Below are 23,015 nucleotides of genomic sequence, written 5' to 3' on the forward strand. Positions count from 1 at the left end.
ATGAAAGTAAATTCAGTTAATAACAATAATGATTTAAACAATTCTGAGATAGCGATAATTGCTACTGCTGGACGGTTCCCAGGAGCAAAAGATATTGAATCTTTTTGGCAAAATCTACGTGATGGTGTAGAGTCTATCTCCTGGCTGACAGATGAAGAATTAATAAATTCTGGTATTTCTCTAGATTTACTGAGTAATTCTAATTATGTGAAAGCTAGTGCTGCTTTATCAGATATTGAATTGTTTGATGCAAATTTATTTACTTATAGTGCGAAAGAAGCTGAGTTAATAGATCCACAACAACGCATATTTCTAGAATTAGCTTGGGAAGCTGTAGAAAAAGCTGGTTATGATCCACAAACTTACAACGGTTTAATTGGGATTTATGGTGGTGTAGGGATAAATAGTTATTTGCTTAATAATCTTTATCCTCATCATCAATTATTAGAGACATTTAGCCTTCTGCAATTGGGAATTTCCAACGATAAAGATTTTTTGCCGTCACGAGTTGCTTATAAACTCAACTTGACAGGGCCAGCAGTGAATGTGCAAACTGCCTGTTCTACTTCTTTAGTCGCTGTTCATTTAGCTTGTCAAAGTCTATTAAATGGTGAATGTGATATGGCTTTAGCTGGTGGAGTTTCTATCAGCATTCCCCAAAACAGAGGTTATTTGTATCAAGAGGAAATGATTCTTTCTCCTGATGGACACTGCCGTGTTTTTGATGCTCAAGCACAAGGAACTATTGTCGGTAGCGGTGCTGGTATTGTGGTATTGAAAAGATTAAAGGATGCAATAAGCGATCGCGACCACATCCATGCAATTATTAAAGGCTCGGCGATCAATAATGATGGTGCAATGAAAGTCGGCTACACTGCTCCTAGTGTCAGTGGTCAAGCAGCAGTCATTAGCGAGGCTCAAGCTATAGCTGGTGTAGATGCCGAAACAATTTCTTACATCGAAGCTCATGGCACCGCTACACCTTTAGGAGATCCGATTGAAATCGCAGCGTTAACTCAAGCTTTTACTCAAAGTACTGATAAAAAAGGCTTCTGCGCTATTGGTTCGGTAAAAACCAACTTTGGACATTTGGATACAGCAGCAGGTGTCACAGGTTTGATTAAGACTGCATTAGCACTGGAACATCAAATGCTGCCTCCTAGTTTGCACTACCAGACACCTAATCCCAAAATTGATTTTGCTAACAGTCCTTTTTACGTCAATACAACCCTGACTGAATGGAAAACAAATAACACCCCTCGCCGTGCTGGGGTAAGTTCTTTTGGTATGGGGGGGACGAATGCTCATGTGATTTTGGAAGAAACTCCTTTGTTAGAGCAGGGGAGCAGGGGAGCAGGGGAGCAGGGGAGAAATTATCAACTTTTGGTACTTTCTGCTAAGACTGCAACTGCACTGGAGAAGGCGACAAATAATTTAATCACGCATTTAAAAGAGCATCCAGAACTCAACTTAGGCGATGTAGCTTATACACTCAATAGCGGTCGCCGGGATTTTAATCATCGACGGATGTTAATTTGTCAAGACTTAGAAGATGCTGTTACAGGTTTAGAGTCAAAACAAGTATTTACCAACTATACAGAGATTACAGAACGGTCTGTTGTCTTTATGTTTCCCGGTCAAGGTTCTCAATATGTCAACATGGCACGGGAAATTTACCAAACCGAGACAGTATTTAAAGAACAAGTTGATTATTGCTCAGAAATCCTTAAACCCCTACTAGGGCAAGATTTACGTCATATTCTTTACCCCAGTGATGAAAAAATTGATGAGGCATCGCAGCAACTTCAACAAACAGCTGTTGCTCAACCTGCTATTTTTGTAATTGAATACGCCCTAGCTAAATTATGGCAGTCATGGGGAGTGGAGCCACAAGCTGCGATCGGTCATAGTATTGGCGAGTATGTAGCAGCAACTCTAGCAGGAGTTTTTTCCCTAGAAGATGCTTTATCTCTAGTAGCAGCACGCGGACAGATAATGCAGCAACTTCCTAGTGGGGCAATGCTTTCTGTTCCCTTGCCCGTAGACAAAGTAAAATCCCTATTAGGATCAGAACTTTCTGTTGCAGCGATTAATCAACCTTTGCAGTGCGTGGTTTCCGGTTCTATAGCAGCAATAGAGGCACTACAAAATCAGCTAGCTACTCAAGGGATTGAATGTCGCCGTCTGCATACTTCTCATGCCTTCCACTCCCAAATGATGGAACCAATTTTAGAGACATTTGCAGAGCAAGTTAAAAGAGTTACTTTAAATCACCCAAAAATTCCTTATATCTCTAACCTGACTGGTACATGGATTACAGTCACCCAAGCCACAAATCCTGACTACTACGCTCAACATCTGCGTTCCACAGTGCTTTTTGCCCAAGGTGTAGAGAAATTATTGGCAACACCTGAGCAAGTCTTACTAGAAGTGGGGCCAGGACACACACTCACTACATTAGCTAAAAAGCATCCTGACAAAGCAGCCGCACAAACGGTGTTGACTTCGTTACGTCATCCTCAAGAAAAGCAATCCGATACTCGTGTTTTATTCAATACACTAGGTCAACTCTGGCTAGCTGGAGTCAATATAGATTGGTTTGGATTCTATAGTCAGGAGGAATATTATCGTCTTCCCTTACCAACTTATCCCTTTGAGCGCCAACGTTATTGGATTGACCCTCCACAAAAAACAGCTTGGGGGCAGTTGCAAACCTTACCCACAACATCACAATTGTGGACATCGCTCATAGAAGCAGGCCAGAATCAAGCAAGTGTTAGAGATGGAGAACTCAACGAGTTAACATATCGAGAGAATAGACACTGGTTGGATCATTTATGTACAGCCTATATCAACTCTGCATTCAAACAATTAGGGGCTTTTAAGAATACCGAGGAAAAGTATTCTTTAGAGAATTTGTTGGCGCAATGCCATATAACTCCCCGTTATCAACAATTGGTGTGTAGATGGTTGCAAATATTAGTAGAGCAAGGACAACTACAGCAACAGGAGGGGTTATTTACTGGACTAGTGCCATGTTCGCAAGATTTGATTCATGAACTTTTAAAAGAAGTCAGAGTAAGAATGGCTGCTAAATCTCTAACAGTAGATTTAGTACAGCGTTGTGGTGAAAATTTAGCTAATGTTGTTGTTGGTAAACAAGAACCTTTAGAGTTTTTCAATGAACTGATTTATCAAGAAGAAAACAACGGTTCAAATTCAGAATTGGCATTATTAAATTACTACAACTCTATCTTGCGCTCAAGCCTGGAAAAAGTGGTCAAGTCATTGCCATCATCGGTTCACCTGAGAGTTTTGGAAATCGGCGCGGGTACTGGTATGTCTACGCAAGCATTACTACCTGTATTGGCTTCAAAACAAACCAACTATACTTTTACTGATATTGGTAGCGGCTTTCTGACTAAAGCGCAACAGAAGTTTAAGGACTATCCATTTGTTGAATATCGATTACTAGATATAGACAAGTCTCCAACTGAGCAAGGATTTGAAAAGTGTAGCTTTGATATCATCATCGCCTCTAATGTGTTGCACGCAACTCGGAACATAGATCAAACACTCCACCATGTACGCTCTTTATTAGCTCCTGGCGGTTTCCTATTAGTGTGGGAAATTACTCAGCCGAAAATAGACTTTGATATCACTTGGGGTCTGCTGTTGAAACTTTTAGATGATAATAGACGCAGCCCAGGTCAGCCTTTTATTATCAAAAATGAGTGGTTTGAAGCATTACGCGCTCAAGATTTTGTTCAAGTTGCTGCTTTTCCAGAAACTGAAGCGTTTGAGCATAAGATTATTATGGCTCAAGCTTCTGTACCAGTCGCATTTAGCACAAAGTTTGGACAAAAAGAGACTGATCAAAAATTACAGCTTTCATTACAAACAAAGCCGGATAATTTTCAGCTAGAAAACTTATCTGTACTTCACTCAAGACCCGATTTGCCAAATTCATATATAGCTCCCCGCAATGAACTTGAGCAAAAAATTGCCGATGTCTGGCAAGAATTATTGGGAATCAAGCAAGTAGGAATCAATGACAACTTTTTTGAATTGGGAGGAGATTCTCTAATAGCTGTTCAGGTTTTGTCCCGGCTACGAAATATTTTTTATATCAAATTATCTCTAGCAAGTTTGTTTGAATATCCCACAATAGCTGAAATAGCACTAAAGCTAGAAAAACAACTAGAACCAGATATTAACTTAGGTGCAATTGATAGAGAAGAAATAGCAATATGATCGACATGAAATAGTTATTAACTATGAATTACGAGTTACGAATTAGTTGACAGTATGAAGGTAATAATTATATGAATATCAAGCAATTTGTAGCTGAACTTTCTCAACAAGGTGTAAAATTGTGGGTTGAAGGTGAACAGTTGCGTGCTAATGCTCCAAAGGGAGTATTGACAGCAGAAACTCGTGACTCATTAGTTAAGAATAAAGCAGAACTTATTTTGTGGCTGCACCAGAAAAATGATATCGCCACTGATACTGATTTACCCCCGATCAAAGCCGATCGCCCTCAGAACTTACCTCTGTCTTTTGGCCAAGAACAAATCTGGTTATTGAACCAGTTGGAACCAGATAACCCCTTCTACAACGAACAAGCAGCTCTAAAATTGCACGGTCAGTTGAACGTCGTAGCACTAGAGCAAAGCCTCAACAAAATTATCTCTCGCCACGAAGCATTACGTACTAACTTCGACACCATCAACGAGCAGCCAGTCCAAGTAATTGCTGACAGCTTAATCTTAAGTCTGCCAATCATAGATTTAACAGATTTACCTGAAAGTGAAAAAGCGATCGCTTGTCAGCAATTAGCCACAGCAGAAACAACTCGACCCTTTGCTCTTGCTAATTCTCCTTTAATTCGAGCTTCTGTGCTTAAACTCACAGAGGTAGAACACGTCTTGCTAATCACAATACACCACATTGTTTTTGATGGTTGGTCAATGGGTGTGATAATGCGGGAATTAGCAACCATTTACTCAGCCCTTAGCAATAACCTATCTCCAGAGTTACCTGAGTTACCAATTCAGTATGCCGACTTTGCTATTTGGCAACGGCAGTGGTTACAAGCAGAAATACTCGAAACACAGCTTGACTATTGGAAAAAACTACTCAAAAACGCTCCTACCTTACTAGAGTTACCCACAGACAGACCAAGACCAGCCATTCAAACTTTCCGAGGCGCACTCTACAGTGTCGAACTTTCAAATCAACTGAGTCAAGCAGTTGCTAATTTCACCAGGCAAGAGGGAGCTACTCTGTTCATGACGCTGTTCGCAGCTTATGTTACCTTGCTTTATCGGTATACAGGCTCCGATGACATTTTAGTAGGCACACCCATTGCTAAACGCGATCGCTTAGAACTCGAAGGGTTAATTGGCTTTCTTGTCAACACTTTAGTATTACGTACCGATTTGTCAGGCAACCCCACTTTTGGGCAATTGTTAAGTCGAGTACGTCAACTGACAGTGCAAGCTTACGCTCATCCAGACCTGCCCTTTGAGGAATTGGTAAAAGCATTGCAGCCACAACGAGACCTCAGTCATACACCATTGTTTCAGGTGATGTTTGTCCTCGAAAATGCTCCCATATCTGAAGTAGAGCTTACTGGCTTAACTGTCAGTCCGTTAGCGATAGAAAGAACAATTGCCAAGTTTGATTTGACTTTATTCATTAAAAATACTACCTCTGGACTGGCAACTGTGTGGCAATACAACACAGACTTGTTTGATGCGCCCACCATAGAGCGGATGGCGGGTCATTTTGTGACCTTGCTCGAAAGCATTATTACTAATCCTCAAGAAAAAATTTCTCAATTGCCACTGCTGACACAAGTTGAGCAACAGCAATTACTTGTCGAGTGGAACAATACAGGAGTGGATTATCCCCTCAATAAATGTCTGCATCAATTGTTTGAGGAGCAAGTTCAGCGTACCCCAGATGCAGTGGCAGTGGAGTTTGGCAATCAACAACTGACTTATTACCAATTAAACTGTCGCGCAAATCAGTTGGCGCACTACCTCAAGTCTTTGGGAGTGAAAGCCGATATATTGGTGGGGTTGTGTGTGGAACGTTCCTTAGAAATGATCGTGGGACTGTTAGGAATTCTCAAGGCAGGTGGAGCATACCTGCCACTCGATCCCAACTATCCCAATGAACGCCTAAGTTTCATGCTTGAAGATGCTCAAGTTCAAGTACTGCTAACCCAAAATTCACTTCTTGAAAGACTACCTCAGCATCAAGGGAAAGTTATCTGTTTGGACACTGACTGGATACAAGTTTCCCAGTTCAGTCAAGACAATTTCATCTCTGGCGTACAAGCTGATAATCTGGGTTATGTGATTTACACCTCTGGTTCTACAGGTAAACCTAAAGGTGTAGCGATGAGTCAGCTTGCTCTTGTCAATTTAATCTTCTGGCAAGTGGAAAATCTGAAAGTTGCTCGCGGCGCAAGGACTTTGCAATTTTCTCCTCTCAGCTTTGATGTTTCTTTCCAGGAAATGTTCTCTACTTGGCATTCTGGAGGTGCATTAGTCTTGATTACGGAGGAATTGCGGCGAGAGCCAATGGCTTTGTTAGCTTTGATGTCAGACAAAGCGATTGAGAGACTGTTTATTCCCTTTGTTGGCTTACAGCAACTAGCTGAAGTAGCTGTTGGCAATAAATTGTTTACAAGTCATTTGCGGGAAATCATTACTGCTGGGGAACAGTTGCAAATTACTCCCGCCATTTCTCACTGGTTGAGCAAACTCACTGATGATTGTACTCTGCACAATCATTATGGGCCATCAGAAAGCCATGTAGTCACTACTTTTACGCTGACTGATTCAGTGGAGACTTGGCCCCTACTGCCTGCCATTGGTCGTCCCATTGCCAACACACAAATTTACATCCTGGATAAATATCTACAGCCTGTACCTGTGGGTGTGCCAGGAGAATTATACATTGGTGGTGTTGCTTTGGCGCGGGGCTACCTCAACCAACCACAGTTAACACAACAGAGATTTATCCCTAACCCTTTTGAGGAGGTACAAAGGGATAGATTATATAAAACGGGGGATTTGGCACGCTATTTACCGGATGCAAACATTGAATACTTAGGACGTATTGATAATCAAGTTAAGGTGCGAGGCTTCCGAATTGAGTTGGGAGAAGTCGAAGCCGTACTGAGCCAGTATGAAGATCTAGAGGGATGTTGTGTTATCGTTCGTGAAGATAACAGGGGTGATAAACGCTTAGTCGCCTACGTGGTAACAGATCGGAACTGTACACCGACAATCAACCAACTACGGCAATTCCTGAAAGCAAAGCTGCCAGAGTACATGGTACCCAATGCTTTTGTGATCTTGGATTTCTTGCCACTGACTCCTAGCGGTAAAGTAGACCGAGGTGCTTTACCTGCACCTGATATACACAGCAGTAATTCAGACAAATTTGTAGCCCCACGCACTCCGATTGAAGAACTACTGGCACAAATTTGGGCGCAAGTGCTGAAAGTGGAGCAAGTAGGAGTTTATGATAACTTCTTTGAACTTGGGGGACACTCGCTACTAGCAACGCAACTAGTTTCACGCATTCGTAACATTTTCAAGGTAGAATTACCATTGCGTGAATTATTTGCAAGAGCGACAGTTGCCGAATTAGCACTCATCATTGAGCAGTTACAGCAACAAAAAATAGAACTCTCTGCACCACCTATCTTACCAAGAGAGACGAATGCTCAATTACCACTGTCTTATGCTCAACAGCGTTTGTGGTTTTTAGACCAATTAGAGCCGAACAGTGCCTTATACAATATCCCCTTAGCTTTGCGTCTAGTCGGAACTTTTAATCAGGCAGCCTTAGAACAAAGCTTACAAGAAATTATTCATCGCCATGAAGCGTTACGCACGAATTTCGTCACTGTTAATGGAAAACCTTCTCAAATCATTCAAACACAAACGAATTGGACGCTCTCAATTCTTGAGTGGCAATATCTGCCACCAGACGAACAAGAAATAGCCACACAGCAATTAATACAACAACAAGCCATTCAGCCTTTTGAACTGGCAAGTGTTGCATTACTCAGGGCGACATTAGTAGTGCTGTCCGAGACAGAACACATTTTGTTAGTGTGTATGCACCATGTGGTGTCTGATGCTTGGTCAATAGGTGTGTTTATCGAAGAATTAGCAGCACTATACAATGCTTATTCTCAAGGTCAGCCGTCACCTTTAATACCACTGCCGATTCAGTATGCAGATTTTGCCCTATGGCAAAGAAACTGGTTACAAGGAGATGTCCTGCAAAGCCAACTAAGTTACTGGCAACAGCAACTAGCAAACGCACCAGCTTTATTGCCCCTACCTACAGACCGACCTAGACCTGCGGTGCAGACTTTCGCTGGCGCATATCAAGAGTTTGCACTGTCAGTTGAGTTAACTAATCGGCTGACAAAACTAAGCCAGGAGCAAGGAGTAACTTTGTTCATGACGCTCTTGGCAGCTTATGATACCTTACTCTATCGCTACACAGGTGTAGGAGACATTTTAGTAGGGACACCAATTGCAAACCGCGATCGCAGTGAAACAGAAGGGTTAATTGGCTTTTTTGTCAACACTTTAGTCATGCGTAGTAACCTGGCAGATAATCCTAGCTTTAGCGAATTGCTCACTCGTGTACGAGAAATGGCAATGGACGCTTATGCTCATCAGAATTTGCCTTTTGAAATGCTAGTTGAGGCATTGGAGCCACAAAGAGACCTTAGCTATACACCACTGTTCCAAGTGATGTTTGCACTCCAGAATGCGCCTATGTCTCAAGTCGAGTTAACTGGGTTAAGTGTCACCCCATTGATTGCAGAAAGCGCAACAGCTAAGTTTGATTTGTCTTTATTAATGCAGAACACTCCGACTGGAATGGTGGGTGTATGGGAGTATAGTACTGACTTATTTGATGAGCGCACAATTGAGCGGATGAGTGGGCATTTTAGAACCTTGCTGGAAAGTATCGTTTCTAACCCAGAGAAGCGAATTTCTCAATTATCACTGCTGACACAACCTGAGCAACAACAGTTATTAGTAGAGTGGAACGATACTCAGGCGGATTATTCTCAGGATAAGTGTATCTATGAGTTGTTTGAAGAACAGGTTGGGCGTACCCCAAATGCAGTAGCAGTTGTATTTGAAAATCAACAACTTACCTATCACCAGTTGAATTGTCGCGCTAACCAGTTGGCTCATTACTTGCGCTCATTGGGTGTGGAAGCAGATACGCTGGTTGGGTTGTGTGTAGAACGCTCTTTAGAAATGCTTGTGGGACTCTTGGGAATTCTCAAAGCAGGCGGGGCTTATGTGCCACTTGACCCAGACTATCCTACTGACCGTTTGGCATATATGCTCAATGATTCACAGGTGCAGATACTGTTGACTCAAGAGAAATTGCTCACTAGCTTACCGGAACATACCGCCCGTGTATTCTGCTTAGATCGAGACTGGGAAGACATATCAACGGAAAGTGAAGACAATCCAGTTAGTGGCTCTACAACTGATAACTTAGCTTATGTCATTTATACATCAGGCTCAACAGGTCAACCTAAAGGTACTTTAGTCAACCACTCAAATGTAGTGCGTCTGTTTGCAGCCACGGATTCTTGGTATCACTTTAGTCAAGATAATGTGTGGACAATGTTCCACTCTTATGCATTCGACTTTTCCGTGTGGGAAATTTGGGGCGCATTGCTGTATGGTGGACGACTGGTAGTAGTTCCGTATTTAGTGACGCGATCGCCCGAATCCTTCTATCAGTTATTGTGTCAAGAGCAAGTCACAATTCTCAATCAAACACCTTCCGCCTTCCGCCAATTAATTCAAGCTGAACAGTCAGGTTTAACCACTAGTAATTTAAACTTACGCTTGGTAATTTTCGGTGGAGAAGCCTTAGAAATCAAGAGCTTACAGCCTTGGTTTGAGCGACATGGCGACACCTCACCCCAATTAGTGAATATGTATGGGATTACAGAAACTACTGTACACGTCACTTATCGTCCATTGAGCAAGGAAGATTTAAATCACACAGCCAGTATTATAGGTCGTCCGATACCTGACCTCAAGGTTTATGTGCTGGATGAATATAAACAGCCAGTACCAATTGGCGTTCCTGGTGAGATGTACGTTGGTGGTGCTGGGGTGGCGCGTGGCTATCTGAATCGTCCAGAACTGACAGCAGAACGCTTTATTTCTCATCCTTTTAGCAACTACGACAAAGCGCGACTATATAAAACCGGGGACTTGGCACGGTATTTGCCCAATGGCGATTTAGAATATTTGGGACGCATCGATAATCAAGTCAAGATTCGGGGTTTCCGCATTGAGTTGGGTGAGGTGGAAGCATTATTAGCTGCTCACCCAGATGTTTGGGAAAGTGTGGTGGTAGTGCGAGAGGATGAACTGGGTAACAAACGTTTAGTGGCTTACGTAGTGCCGCAGGTGGGACAATCTCTGACAATCCAAGAACTGCGTCGCTTCCTCAGCAACCAACTGCCAAGCTACATGGTTCCAAGTGCTTTTGTACAGTTAGAAGCTCTCCCACTGACAGCAAATGGTAAGATAGACCGTCGCGCTTTACCTGTACCTGACACTGCAAGACCAGAACTAGAAGATGTTTTTGTTACGCCTAGCACAAGAGAAGAAAAAATATTAGCCACTATCTGGGCTAATGTTCTCGGTATTGAGCAGGTGGGTATTCATGATAACTTCTTTGCTTTAGGTGGAGATTCTATCCGTAGCATTCAAGTGCTGTCTCAAGCTAAAGAACATGGTTTGAGTTTCTCTCTTGCACAGCTATTCCAACATCAAACAATTCACGAGCTAGTCCAAGAACTGGAAACACAAGAGAATAACATTGCAAAATTAGAACTAACTCAACCATTCAGCCTAATTTCTCAAGCAGACAAACAGCAGTTACCTGATGGTCTAGAGGATGCCTATCCCCTTGCTATGCTGCAAATGGGAATGATTTATCACAGTGAGTACAGCCAAGATAGTGCAGTCTATCACGATATTTTCAGCTTCTACCTCAAAACCCCTTTTGATGTTCAACTTTTAGAGGTCGCTATTCAAGATTTAGTCAATCATCACGCTGTACTGCGGACTTCATTTGAGCTTAGTAACTTTAGTATTCCATTGCAACTGGTTCATCAGCAGGTTGAGGTTACGTTGCAGGTGGAGGATTGGTGTGATTTGAATCATTCTGAGCAAGAAGATGCATTAGCTGCTTGGTTTGCAGCTGAAAAGAAACGGCATTTTGATTGGACTCATCCTCCCTTAGTGCGTTTCTTTGTTCATCGTCGCACAGAGGATACATTTAATCTGGCTTTGAGCTTTCACCACGCCATTCTTGATGGATGGAGTGTTGCCTCAATGATGAGTGAGTTGCTTAAGCGTTACTTGTCGCTTTTAGGCAAAGGAGTCGATTATGTATCGCCAAAATTCAGTATTGCGTTCCGGGATTTTGTGGCTTTAGAGCAACAAGCGATCGCATCATCGTCAACTGCGCGATACTGGAGTGAAAGGTTAAACGACAGCACTTTTACCAAATTACCTCGCTGGTCTTTTGTGCAAACAAATACTAATGTTCGAGAAGTTGGTGTGCAAGAGGTAACTTTATCCCCCGAAATTTTTGCAGGCTTAAAACAACTGGCTCAGTCGGCAGAAGTTACACTCAAGAGTGTGCTGTTGGCTGCTCATCTGCGAGTATTAAATTTCCTCACTGGTGAGTCAGATGTAGTAACGGGTGTAGCAGCTAACGGACGACCTGAGCAAAGTGATGGTGAACGAGTCCTGGGACTATTCCTCAATACATTGCCATTCCGCTTGCAATTTGCTGGAGGTACTTGGACAGACCTGGTGCAAAAAGTGTTTGCAGCAGAACGAGAAATGTTGCCACACCGCCGCTATCCTTTGGCAGAAATACAGAGAAGTTTGGGTAGCGAATCTCCTCTGTTTGAGACGGCGTTTAATTTCACGCATTTCCATGTCTACGAACAAGTACTGGGACTCGATAATTTACAGCTGCTAGGTGGAAAGTTTTTTGAACAAACAAACTTTACTTTTCTTGCTCAATTCAGCGTCAGTCCCAACTCCTCTGAGGTAGCACTGAATTTGAAATACGATCCCTGTGAATTATGTTCCGAACAAATTAACAGGATTAGCGATTATTACCTTAGAGTTCTTGCTGCAATGGCGAACCAGCCACAAGGACGTTATGAGTTGCACTCTCTTGTTTCTTTAGAAGAGCATCATCAACTTCTAGTGGAGTGGAACCAGACAGCATTAGAATATCCCAAAGATAAATGCATTCACCAGTTGTTTGAAGCGCAAGTAGAACAAACACCCAATGCAACGGCGGTGATATTTGGGGATCAACACCTTACATATACCGAGTTAAACGCCAGAGCAAATCAACTTGCCCATTATCTACAAACCCTTGGGATCAAACCAGAAGTACTGGTTGGGTTGTGTGTGGAGCGATCATTAGAAATGATAGTGGGAATGTTGGGAATTCTCAAGGCGGGTGGGGCTTATGTACCTCTCGACCCAGAATATCCCCAAGAGCGTTTAAGCTTCATGCTCGAAGACACTCAGCTATCAGTCGTATTGACTCAAGAAAAACTAGTTAACAAACTAGGCGATCGCCTCCGGCGCGGCTTTGCCGATTCTCCAGAGGAGACGCTACGCGATCGCCAAGCTGGTGTAATTTGCTTAGACTCAAACTGGGATATCATCAGCCAACAAGCACAACACAACCCAACTACTAGCATCAAAGCTGATAACTTAGCTTATGTAATGTACACAAGCGGTTCTACAGGTCAACCCAAAGGCGTTAGCATTATCCATAGAGGTGTAGTTCGATTAGTCAAACAAACCAATTATGTGAGCATTTCTGCTCAAGAAGTATTTCTACAATTTGCTCCCATCTCCTTCGACGCTGCAACTTTTGAAATTTGGGGTTGCTTAGTTAACGGTGGAAGACTAATAGTATTCCCCTCTAATAACCCATCAATAAATGAATTAGGACAAGTTATTGAGCAATACCAAGTTACTACCCTTTGGCTAACGGCGGGTCTATTTCATTTAATGGTAGATGAAAATATTGATGTTTTAAAATCCTTACGTCAACTGTTAGCAGGTGGTGATATTTTATCTGTTCCTCATGTCCAGAAATTTCTCCAAACTGTAGGGAATTGTCAATTGATTAACGGCTATGGCCCAACAGAAAATACAACTTTTACTTGCTGTTATCAAATCCCAACCTCACTCAGTCCAGATGTCTCTGTTCCTATTGGTCGTCCCATTGCTAATACCCAGGTTTATATTTTAGATAAAAATCTGCAACTGGTATCTATTGGTGTACCAGGAGAATTGTTTATTGGTGGTGCAGGGTTAGCGCGGGGTTATTTCAACCGTCCCGAATTAACACAAGAGAAATTTATCCCCAATCCGTTTGAGGATTCAGGAGGGAGTAGATTATATAAAACTGGGGACTTAGCACGCTATTTACCTGATGGCAATATTGAATACTTAGGACGTATTGACAACCAAGTAAAAATGCGCGGTTTCCGCATCGAATTGTCAGAAATCGAAACAGTCCTGAACCAACATGGTGATGTGCAAGCATCTTGCGTCATCCTTCGTGAAGATATCCCTGGTGATAAACGCTTAGTAGCCTATGTGGTAGCGCATCAGGACTGTACACCCACTTTAGGCAGCGAACTGCGGCAATTCTTGAAAACAAAATTACCAGATTACATGGTGCCAAATGCTGTTGTCATCTTGGAGTCATTGCCGCTAACTCCTAACGGCAAGGTAGATCGCCGTGCTTTGCCCATACCGGATTTACAAAGCGAAATTTCAGATAAATATGTTGCCCCGCGCACACCAATAGAAGAAACACTGGCACAAATTTGGTCACAAGTGCTGGGATTAGAGCAAGTAGGAATTCATGATAACTTCTTTGAACTTGGCGGACACTCGCTACTTGCAACCCAACTGGTTTCACGCATCCGCGATCGCTTCAAAGTGCAACTTTCTTTAAGCGAATTTTTCAATGTCGCAACAATAGCTGAACTAGCGCAATCTATCGGGAAGTTACAGCAACAAAACTTAGACCTAACTGTTCCACGCATTCTACCAAGGAGCAAGAGATGATTACTGAAGAATTATTACCCCTATCTTATGCTCAACAGCGCTTGTGGTTTTTAGACCAGTTAGAGCCGAATAGTGCTTCATACAACATCCCCTTAGCTTTGCGTCTAGTGGGCAATCTCAATCAAGCTGCTTTAGAACAAAGCTTGCAAGAAATTATTGATCGCCATGAAGCTTTACGCACAAACTTTATCACTGTTGATGGACAACCACTACAAATCATTAGGGAACAGAGAACAGGGAACAAGGAACAGGGGATCGTATCAATTGTTAACTTGAAGCATTTATCCACAAATGAACAAGAAATTACTACACAGCAATTGGTACAACAAGAAGCTATTCAACCTTTTGACTTGGCAAACCAAGAACTAATTAGAGCAACATTAGTATTGTTGAATGAGACAGAATATGTCTTGTTAGTGTGTATGCACCATGTTGTCTCTGACGGCTGGTCAATGGGTGTGTTTGTCCAAGAACTAGCAGCACTGTACAAGGCTTATTCTGAAGGTGAGCCGTCACCTTTAGCACCACTACCCATTCAATACGCAGATTTTGCCTTATGGCAAAGAGACTGGTTGCAAGGGGATGCACTACAAACTCAACTAAATTATTGGCAACAACAATTAAAAGATGCACCAACTTTATTGTCACTACCCACAGACCGTCCCAGACCTGCCGTGCAGACTTTCGCTGGTGCAACTCAAGAATTTCCACTCTCAGTTGAGTTGACTAATAGACTGACAAAACTGAGCCAAGAGGGAGGTTGTACTCTCTTTATGACTCTATTAACAGCCTTTGATATTTTACTTTACCGTTACACAGGGCAATCAGACATTTTGGTAGGGACACCGATCGCCAACCGCGATCGCAGTGAGATAGAAGGGTTAATTGGCTTTTTTGTCAACACCTTAGTGATGCGTACTAACTTAGCAGGCGACCCCAGTTTTAGCGAATTACTTGGTCGCGTTCGCCAAATAACTCTAGGAGCGTATACTCATCAGGAATTGCCTTTTGAAATGCTAGTTGAGGCATTGCAGCCAGAACGGAATCTCAGCCATACACCACTGTTCCAAGTGATGTTTGCACTCCAGAATGCACCCATGTCTAAACTAGAGCTTGCTGGTTTAACTATCAGTTTTTTAACAGCAGAAAGCAAAACTACTAAGTTTGATTTGAGTTTATCAATGTACAACTCTGGTACTGGATTAGTGGGTGTATGGGAGTACAGTACAGACTTATTTGATAGCAGCACAATTGAGCGGATGACTGGGCATTTTGTGACTTTGCTGGAAGGAATTGTGGCTAATCCCAAAGAGCGAATTTCCCAATTGCCAATGCTTACACAAGTTGAACAGCATCAGTTATTAGTTGAATGGAACTCGACTCAAGTAGATTATCCGTTTGATAAGTGTATCCATGAGTTGTTTGAGGAGCAGGTTAAGCGTACCCCGGATGCTGTAGCAATTATCTTTGACAATCAACAACTGACTTACCAGCAATTGAACTGTCGCGCTAACCAGTTGGCGCATTACTTGCAGTCTTTAGGTGTAAAACCAGATACATTGGTAGGTATTTGTGTAGAGCGATCGCTCTTAATGGTCGTGGGACTACTGGGTATTCTCAAAGCAGGTGGGGCTTATGTGCCACTTGACCCAGACTATCCCCAAGAACGCTTGAGCTTTATGCTAGAAGATGCTCAAGTTCCAGTTTTGCTAACACAACAGCAACTCCTTGAAAAGTTACCTCAGCATCAAGCGCAGGTTGTATGTTTAGATACTGACTGGCAATCTATTTCACTGTCAAGTCAGGATAATGCGATCGTGCAGCTTACCGTAGGTATCACAAAAGTACAAACAACTAACTTGGCTTATGTAATTTATACCTCTGGTTCTACAGGCAGACCCAAAGGGGTTCTTATCTCACATGGCGCGATCGCCAACCACTGCTGTATTATTCAACAAGCTTATGCACTTGTACAGAGTGATCGTGTACTCCAGTTTGCCTCAATCAACTTCGATGCCTCATTAGAACAAATATTTCCTACATTAATAGTTGGTGCTTGTTTAATACTCCGAGGCTCAGATGTATGGACTCCGACAAACTTTCAAAAAATAATTTTGGATTTTGGACTTAGTGTCGTTAATCTCCCAACAGCCTATTGGCAACAACTGGCTCAAGAGTGGGTCAAAACACAAGTGTTAGATACCAACAGCAAACTCAGACTTGTGGTTGTTGGTGGAGATATAATTTTGCCCGAATATGTTACCCAATGGCAACAAAGTCCAATGTCTTGTGTTCGTCTGGTCAACGCTTATGGCCCCACAGAAACGACTATCACCGCAACACTGTTTGAAATTCTTCCCCAGTTGAGTCAAGATATTAATCTGAAAAAAATTCCTATTGGTCGTCCTCTGCCTAACAGGAATATATATATTCTAGACACATATTTACAGCCTGTTCCAATTGGTGTGCCAGGAGAATTGTACATTGGTGGTGTGGGGTTGGCAAAAGGATATCTCAACCTTCCACAATTAACAAGCGAAAAGTTTATTCCCAATCCGTTTAGCACTAATCCAAATTCCCGCCTCTACAAAACTGGGGACTTGGTACGCTACTTAAGCGACGGGAATATCGAATATTTAGGACGAATTGACAACCAAGTGAAAATTCGCGGCTTCCGTATTGAGTTGGGAGAAATCGAAACAGTACTGAGCCAACACGGTGATGTCAAAGCATCTTGTGTCATTGTTTGCGAAGATACTCCAGGTAATAAACGCATAGTTGCCTACGTAGTACCGCATCAAGGGCAGATACCTACAGTTAACCAGTTGCGCTCCTTCATCTCTGGGCAATTGCCTGCTTACATGATGCCTCATGCTTTTGTGATGCTAGAGTCCCTACCTCTTTTGCCCAATGGCAAGGTAGACCGCCGCGCATTGCCTGCACCAGACTTTCGTGGGGAACTAGAAGTCAGTTTTGTAGGGCCACGCACCCCCATTGAAGGAATGCTAGCGCAGATTTGGGCAGAAGTTCTGAGACTAGAGCAAGTGGGCATTTACGATAACTTCTTTGAACTTGGCGGAGATTCTATTCTCAGTATTCAAATTATTAGCAGAGCCAAGCAAATAGGATTGCATCTGGCTCTCAAGCAATTATTTGCACATCAAACAATTGCAGAATTAGCGACAGTTGCTAACATAGTAAATGCGATCGCAGTAGAACAAGGATTAGTCACAGGGACATTACCTCTAACACCAATTCAACACTATTTCTTTGAGCAAAATTTCCCAGAGCCGCACCACTTTAATCAATCATTTCTGCTCTCAGTCCCATCTGACCTCGAACCAGAGTTATTAAAGCAAGTATTGCAGCAATTGTTAGCACATCACGATGCTCTGCGCTTACGTTTTACACAATATGAGTCCACTTGGCAACAAATTCACTCTGCTGTAAATGATAACATTTCTTTCTCTCAAATAGACTTATCGGAACTCCCAGAAAGTGAGCAACAAACTGCCATTGAAACTAAAGCGGCTTCCTTTCAGGCGAGTTTGAATCTGTCAGAAAATCTAGTGCAAGTCGCCTTTTTTCATCTGGGTATTGACAAAAGGGCACGATTACTAATAGTTATCCATCACTTGGTAGTTGATGGTGTTTCTTGGCGGATTTTATTAGAGGATTTACAAACAGCTTACCAGCAACTTGCTCAAGGTAAAGCCATTGCCCTGACTGCCAAAACAACTTCTTTCAAGGATTGGTCTGAAAAATTAACAGCTTATGCACAATCAATTGCCCTCAAATCTGAAGTGGCTTATTGGCTGAATGAATCTCGCGCCGCAGTTCCTTCCATCCCAGTTGACCATACACAAGGGGCAAACACCGTTGCGTCTGCCAGTACAGTATCAGTGTCATTAAATGAGATCGAAACTCGTGCCTTACTGCAAGATGTGCCAAAGGCTTACAACACTCAGATTAATGATGTGCTACTGACTGCCTTGGTGCTGGTTTTGGCAAAATGGACTAACTCAAGCTCTGTGCTGTTCAACTTAGAAGGTCATGGGCGGGAAGATATTGTTGATGGTGTTGATTTATCACGGACTATCGGTTGGTTTACAACCATTTTCCCTGTATTTGTGGAACTCCAAGCAACAGAAAATCCAGCAGATGCCCTAAAATCTGTCAAAGAAGAACTGCGCGCTATTCCCAACAAAGGAATTGGCTACGGCTTATTGCGCTATCTGAGTCAGGATGCAGAAATTGCTGCTCAAGTCCAAGCATTTGGGCAAACAGAAATCAGTTTTAATTATTTGGGTCAATTCGATCAACTTCTCAATACATCTTCTTGGATGCAGCCAGCTAGTGAGTCTGCTGGACAAAGCCAAAGTTTGCAGAACAACCGCGCTCATTTATTAGACATTAACAGCATTATTGCTGGAGAACGGTTGCAAATCGAGTGGATTTACAGCACAAATATCCACCAGCACGCCACGATCGCAACTCTGGCGCAAGATTTTGTCAAAATATTGCAAGGGTTGATTGCTCATTGTTCATCACCTGAGAGTGGAGGTTATACACCTTCAGATTTCCCGCTAGTCAACCTAAACCAGCTAGAACTAGACCAACTGTTGACAAGTTTAGGCAAAACTAACTCCAAAAATATTGAAGATATTTACCCACTTTCTCCCATGCAGCAAGGGATGCTGTTTGAAAGTTTGTATGCTCCAGACACAGGAGTATATTTTGAGCAGTTAAGTTTTACTTTAAAAGGTGAGTTGAACGTAGCAGCTTTTGAGCAAGCTTGGCAGCAAGTGGTAGCACGGCATTCAATCTTGCGGACTGCTTTTGTTTGGGAGCAATTAACCCAGCCACTTCAAGTAGTTTATCGGCAGGTGGATATTAACCTCAACAGACATGATTGGCAACGGCTATCTGCACAAGATCAGCAAGAGCAATTAGAGCTTTTCTTGCATTCACAGCGACAACAGGGTTTCCAACTCTCTCTTGCACCACTGATGCACCTGGCCCTCATTCAATTGAGTGCAGATACTTATCAATTCGTTTGGAGTTCTCATCACTTATTGCTTGATGGCTGGTCAATGCCTTTGGTTTTCAAAGACCTATTGTATTTTTATCAAGCAATTTTTCAGGGTGAAACTAAGACAGTTCAACCAACCCAAAGCTACCGCAACTATATTGCTTGGCTACAGAAACAAGACTTAGCCCTAGCTGAACAATTCTGGAAAGAAAAACTCCAAGGTTTTACCTCACCCACTTCTTTGATAGTTGATAAACCCTCGTCAAAACGACAACAGCTAAATTCTAGTTATAGTGAACAACAAATCCAACTGACAGTGCAAGCAACAGCAGCCCTACAAAGTTTTGCACGACAACATCAACTGACAATAAATAATCTAGTGCAGGCAACTTGGGCAATACTTCTGTGTCGCTACAACCAAGAAACAGATGTAGTTTTTGGTGCTACTGTGTCCGGTCGTCCGCCATCTCTTATCGGCATCGAATCGATGGTGGGAATATTTATCAACACTTTGCCAGTGCGAGTTCAAGTTGCAGATGATACCCAAGTGCTGGCTTTGTTGAAGGATTTACAGGCACTGCAAGTTGAGTCTGAGCAATACTCATATAGTTCATTAGTAGAGATTCAGGGCTGGAGTGAAGTCCCCAGAGGAACGCCTTTATTTGAGAGCATTGTTGTCTTCGAGAATTATCCAGTTGATGCGGCAGTGCAAGAACACAATCACAGTTTCGACCTAGACAATATTCACAGCATTGAACAAACCAATTATCCTCTGACTGTAGTTGCTGCTCCTGGTAAGCAATTTTTGGTAAAGATTAGCTACGATACTAGCCGATTTGATGATGCAGCGATCGCTCGAATGTTAGAGCATTTTCAAACATTGCTTGAGGGAATTATTGCTAATCCACAGCAGCGAATTTTGCAATTGCCTCTGCTGACAGCAACTGAGGAACAGCAATTATTAGTGGAATGGAACGACACTCAAGTTGATTATCTTCAAAATAAATGTATCCATCAGCTGTTTGAAGGGCAAGTAGAGCGTACTCCAGATGCGATCGCAGCTGTCTTTGAAAATCAACAACTGACTTACTACCAGTTGAATGCCAAAGCAAATCAGTTGGCGCACTACTTACGCTTTTTGGGTGTGAAAGCTGATGTGTTGGTGGGCATTTATGTGGAGCGATCGCTAGAAATGGTCATAGGACTATTGGGGATTCTTAAGGCGGGTGGGGCTTACGTGCCACTTGACACAAACTATCCTCAAGAACGCCTGAGTTTCATGTTAGAAGATGCGGCTGTTTCGATATTGTTGACTCAGCAGCAACTCGTTGAGATACTACCTGAGCATCAAGCAAAACTTGTCTGTTTGGATACTAACTGGCAATTAATTTCCCAGTTTAGCCAGGACAATTTCATCTCTGATGTGCAAGCAACTAACTTAGGTTATGTAATTTACACCTCTGGTTCTACAGGTAAACCTAAAGGTGTAGCCATGAGTCAGCTTGCTCTTTGCAATTTGATCCTGTGGCAACTGGAAAATATGAAAATTTCTCGTGGAGCAAAAACTCTGCAATTTTCTCCTATCAGCTTTGATGTCTCCTTTCAGGAAATGTTTTCTACTTGGTATTCTGGAGGTACATTGCTCTTGATCACGGAGGAATTGCGCCGAGATCCAGTGGCTTTGTTAGCTTTGATGGAAAACAAAGCGGTTGAAAGATTGTTTATTCCCTTTGTTGGCTTACAACAACTAGCTGAAGTCGCTGTTGGCGGTGATTTATTTACTAGTAATTTGCGGGAAATCATTACTGCTGGTGAACAGTTGCAAATTACTCCCGCCATTTCTCATTGGTTAAGCAAACTAACTGATGATTGTACTTTGCACAATCATTATGGGCCATCAGAAAGCCATGTAGTCACCACTTTTACTCTGACTAATTCAGTGGACGCTTGGCCGCTACTTCCTCCAATTGGACGACCAATTGCTAATACACAGATATACATCTTAGATAAATATCTACAGCCTGTACCTATCGGTGTAGCAGGAGGATTATACATTGGTGGTGTCTCTTTAGCGCGAGGCTACCTGAACCGACCTGAATTAACACTTGAGAGATTTATCCCCAATCCCTTTAGCACTGACACGTACTCCCGGCTGTATAAAACTGGAGATTTAGCACGCTATTTACCGGATGGAAACATTGAATACTTAGGACGCATCGACAATCAGGTTAAAGTGCGAGGCTTCCGGATCGAATTGGGAGAAATCGAAGCAGTACTGAGCCAACATGGCGATGTGGAGGCATGTTGTGTCATCACCTACAAAGACGGCGATCAGCGCCTAGTCGCCTACATAGTGCCGCATCAGCACTGTACACCGACAATTAGCGAACTGCGCCATTTCCTCAAAGCAAAGCTACCAGAGTATATGGTACCCAATGCTTTTGTGATGTTGGAGTCGTTGCCCCTAACTCCTAGCGGCAAAGTAGACCGCCGCGCATTGAAAGTATTTGATTTACATAGCAGCGACTCAGATAAATTTGTTGCACCACGTAACCAATTAGAACTGCAATTAGCACAAATCTGGTCAATAATTTTGAAAGTGGACAAGGTAGGAGTACAAGATAATTTCTTTGACCTCGGTGGTCATTCCCTTTTAACTCCTTACTTAATGGCTCAAATTAAACAGCAGTTTGGTAAAGATATTCCTATAGCCAGCCTTTACCAAAATTCAACTATCGAACAGTTGGCAACTGTTGTGCAAGCGGATTCGGATTCCTCAATTTGGTCTCCCTTAGTAGCAATTCAGTCGAACGGTTCCAAGCCACCTTTGTTTTGCCTTCCAGGAGCTGCTGGTACTCCTTTCTACTTGTATGACTTAGCTCGTTGTCTAGGTTCAGATCAACCATTTTACAGTTTCCAAGCAAATGGTCTTTCTGGAGGATCGGTAGCCCTTACCAAAGTTGAGGATATGGCAGCCCAGTACATTCAAGAACTAGAGGTTGTTCAACCGCAGGGGCCTTATTTTTTGGCTGGGCATTCTTTTGGCGGTAAATTAGCCTTTGAAATGGCGCAGCAGTTACTTCGCAAAGGACATAAGGTTGCTTTAGTTGCCATTCTTGATACTTCAGCACCTTTTTATCAGGAAAAGCCAGAAGGTTTTGATTGGGATAATGCTAAATGGCTAGCTCAATTGGCAGGTGCAATCGAAATTATTTACGCAAAGAAACTAGATATTTCAGACGAAATTCTTCAATGTTTGGTTTGGGAAGATCAACTGAAATACGTTCTAGAACGATTAAAAAATGCTGATATCTTGCCTCCCGATGATGAAATTACACAGCTTAATAATATGGTGCAATTACTCAAAGCTAACTCTCTAGTTAATTATGTGCCACAACAGGTTTATCCAATCCGAATTACTTTGTTGCGGGCCAGCGAAACTCCCGCAGTCGAGGAGTCTAATAGTGAAGTACTTTCTGAGATTTTGCAGGATTCGACCTGGGGCTGGAGCAAGTTTTCTCCCGAGCCGATGGATATCCATTTTGTCCCTGGCAACCATGTCACGATGATGACTCAACCCTATGTTCAGACATTAGCCAAACAGTTGAAAGCTTGTATCGAAGAAGCACAGGAAACTATGGGTGATGGGGTATAAACCTTCTTTTGATCGCCAGATTCTGCTCATAAGGAGCATTCTACTGTGAAATAGCGATCGCCTGACTCAATGTTAATCAACACAAGTTCCTATTAGTAATTAGTTTGTTTTAAGC

The 23,015-nt window shown here is 42.5% G+C and carries 3 protein-coding genes; all 3 read left to right on the forward strand.

Annotated elements, in window-relative coordinates:
- The 3 genes from RMY00_RS14310 (at position 1) to RMY00_RS14320 (ending at position 22,900) form a co-directional block, all read left to right on the forward strand.
- Positions 1-4,254 (forward strand): beta-ketoacyl synthase N-terminal-like domain-containing protein, encoded by a 4,254-nt coding sequence (locus RMY00_RS14310; RefSeq protein ID WP_322648177.1) that lies wholly within the window; start codon positions 1-3, stop codon positions 4,252-4,254.
- A gap of 71 nt (positions 4,255-4,325) precedes the next feature.
- Positions 4,326-14,213 carry a non-ribosomal peptide synthetase gene (locus tag RMY00_RS14315; protein WP_322648178.1) on the forward strand — a complete coding sequence of 3,296 codons (9,888 nt, stop codon included), beginning with the start codon at positions 4,326-4,328 and terminating at the stop codon, positions 14,211-14,213.
- On the forward strand, positions 14,210-22,900 hold the full coding sequence (locus RMY00_RS14320; protein WP_322648179.1) for a non-ribosomal peptide synthetase: 8,691 nt from the start codon (positions 14,210-14,212) through the stop codon (positions 22,898-22,900). The genes RMY00_RS14315 and RMY00_RS14320 overlap by 4 nt, the downstream gene beginning before the upstream one ends.
- The last annotated feature ends 115 nt before the right edge of the window (positions 22,901-23,015 follow it).

The sequence above is a fragment of the Nostoc sp. ChiVER01 genome, from assembly GCF_034531155.1.
In the GTDB taxonomy this organism is placed as follows: Bacteria; Cyanobacteriota; Cyanobacteriia; order Cyanobacteriales; family Nostocaceae; genus Nostoc.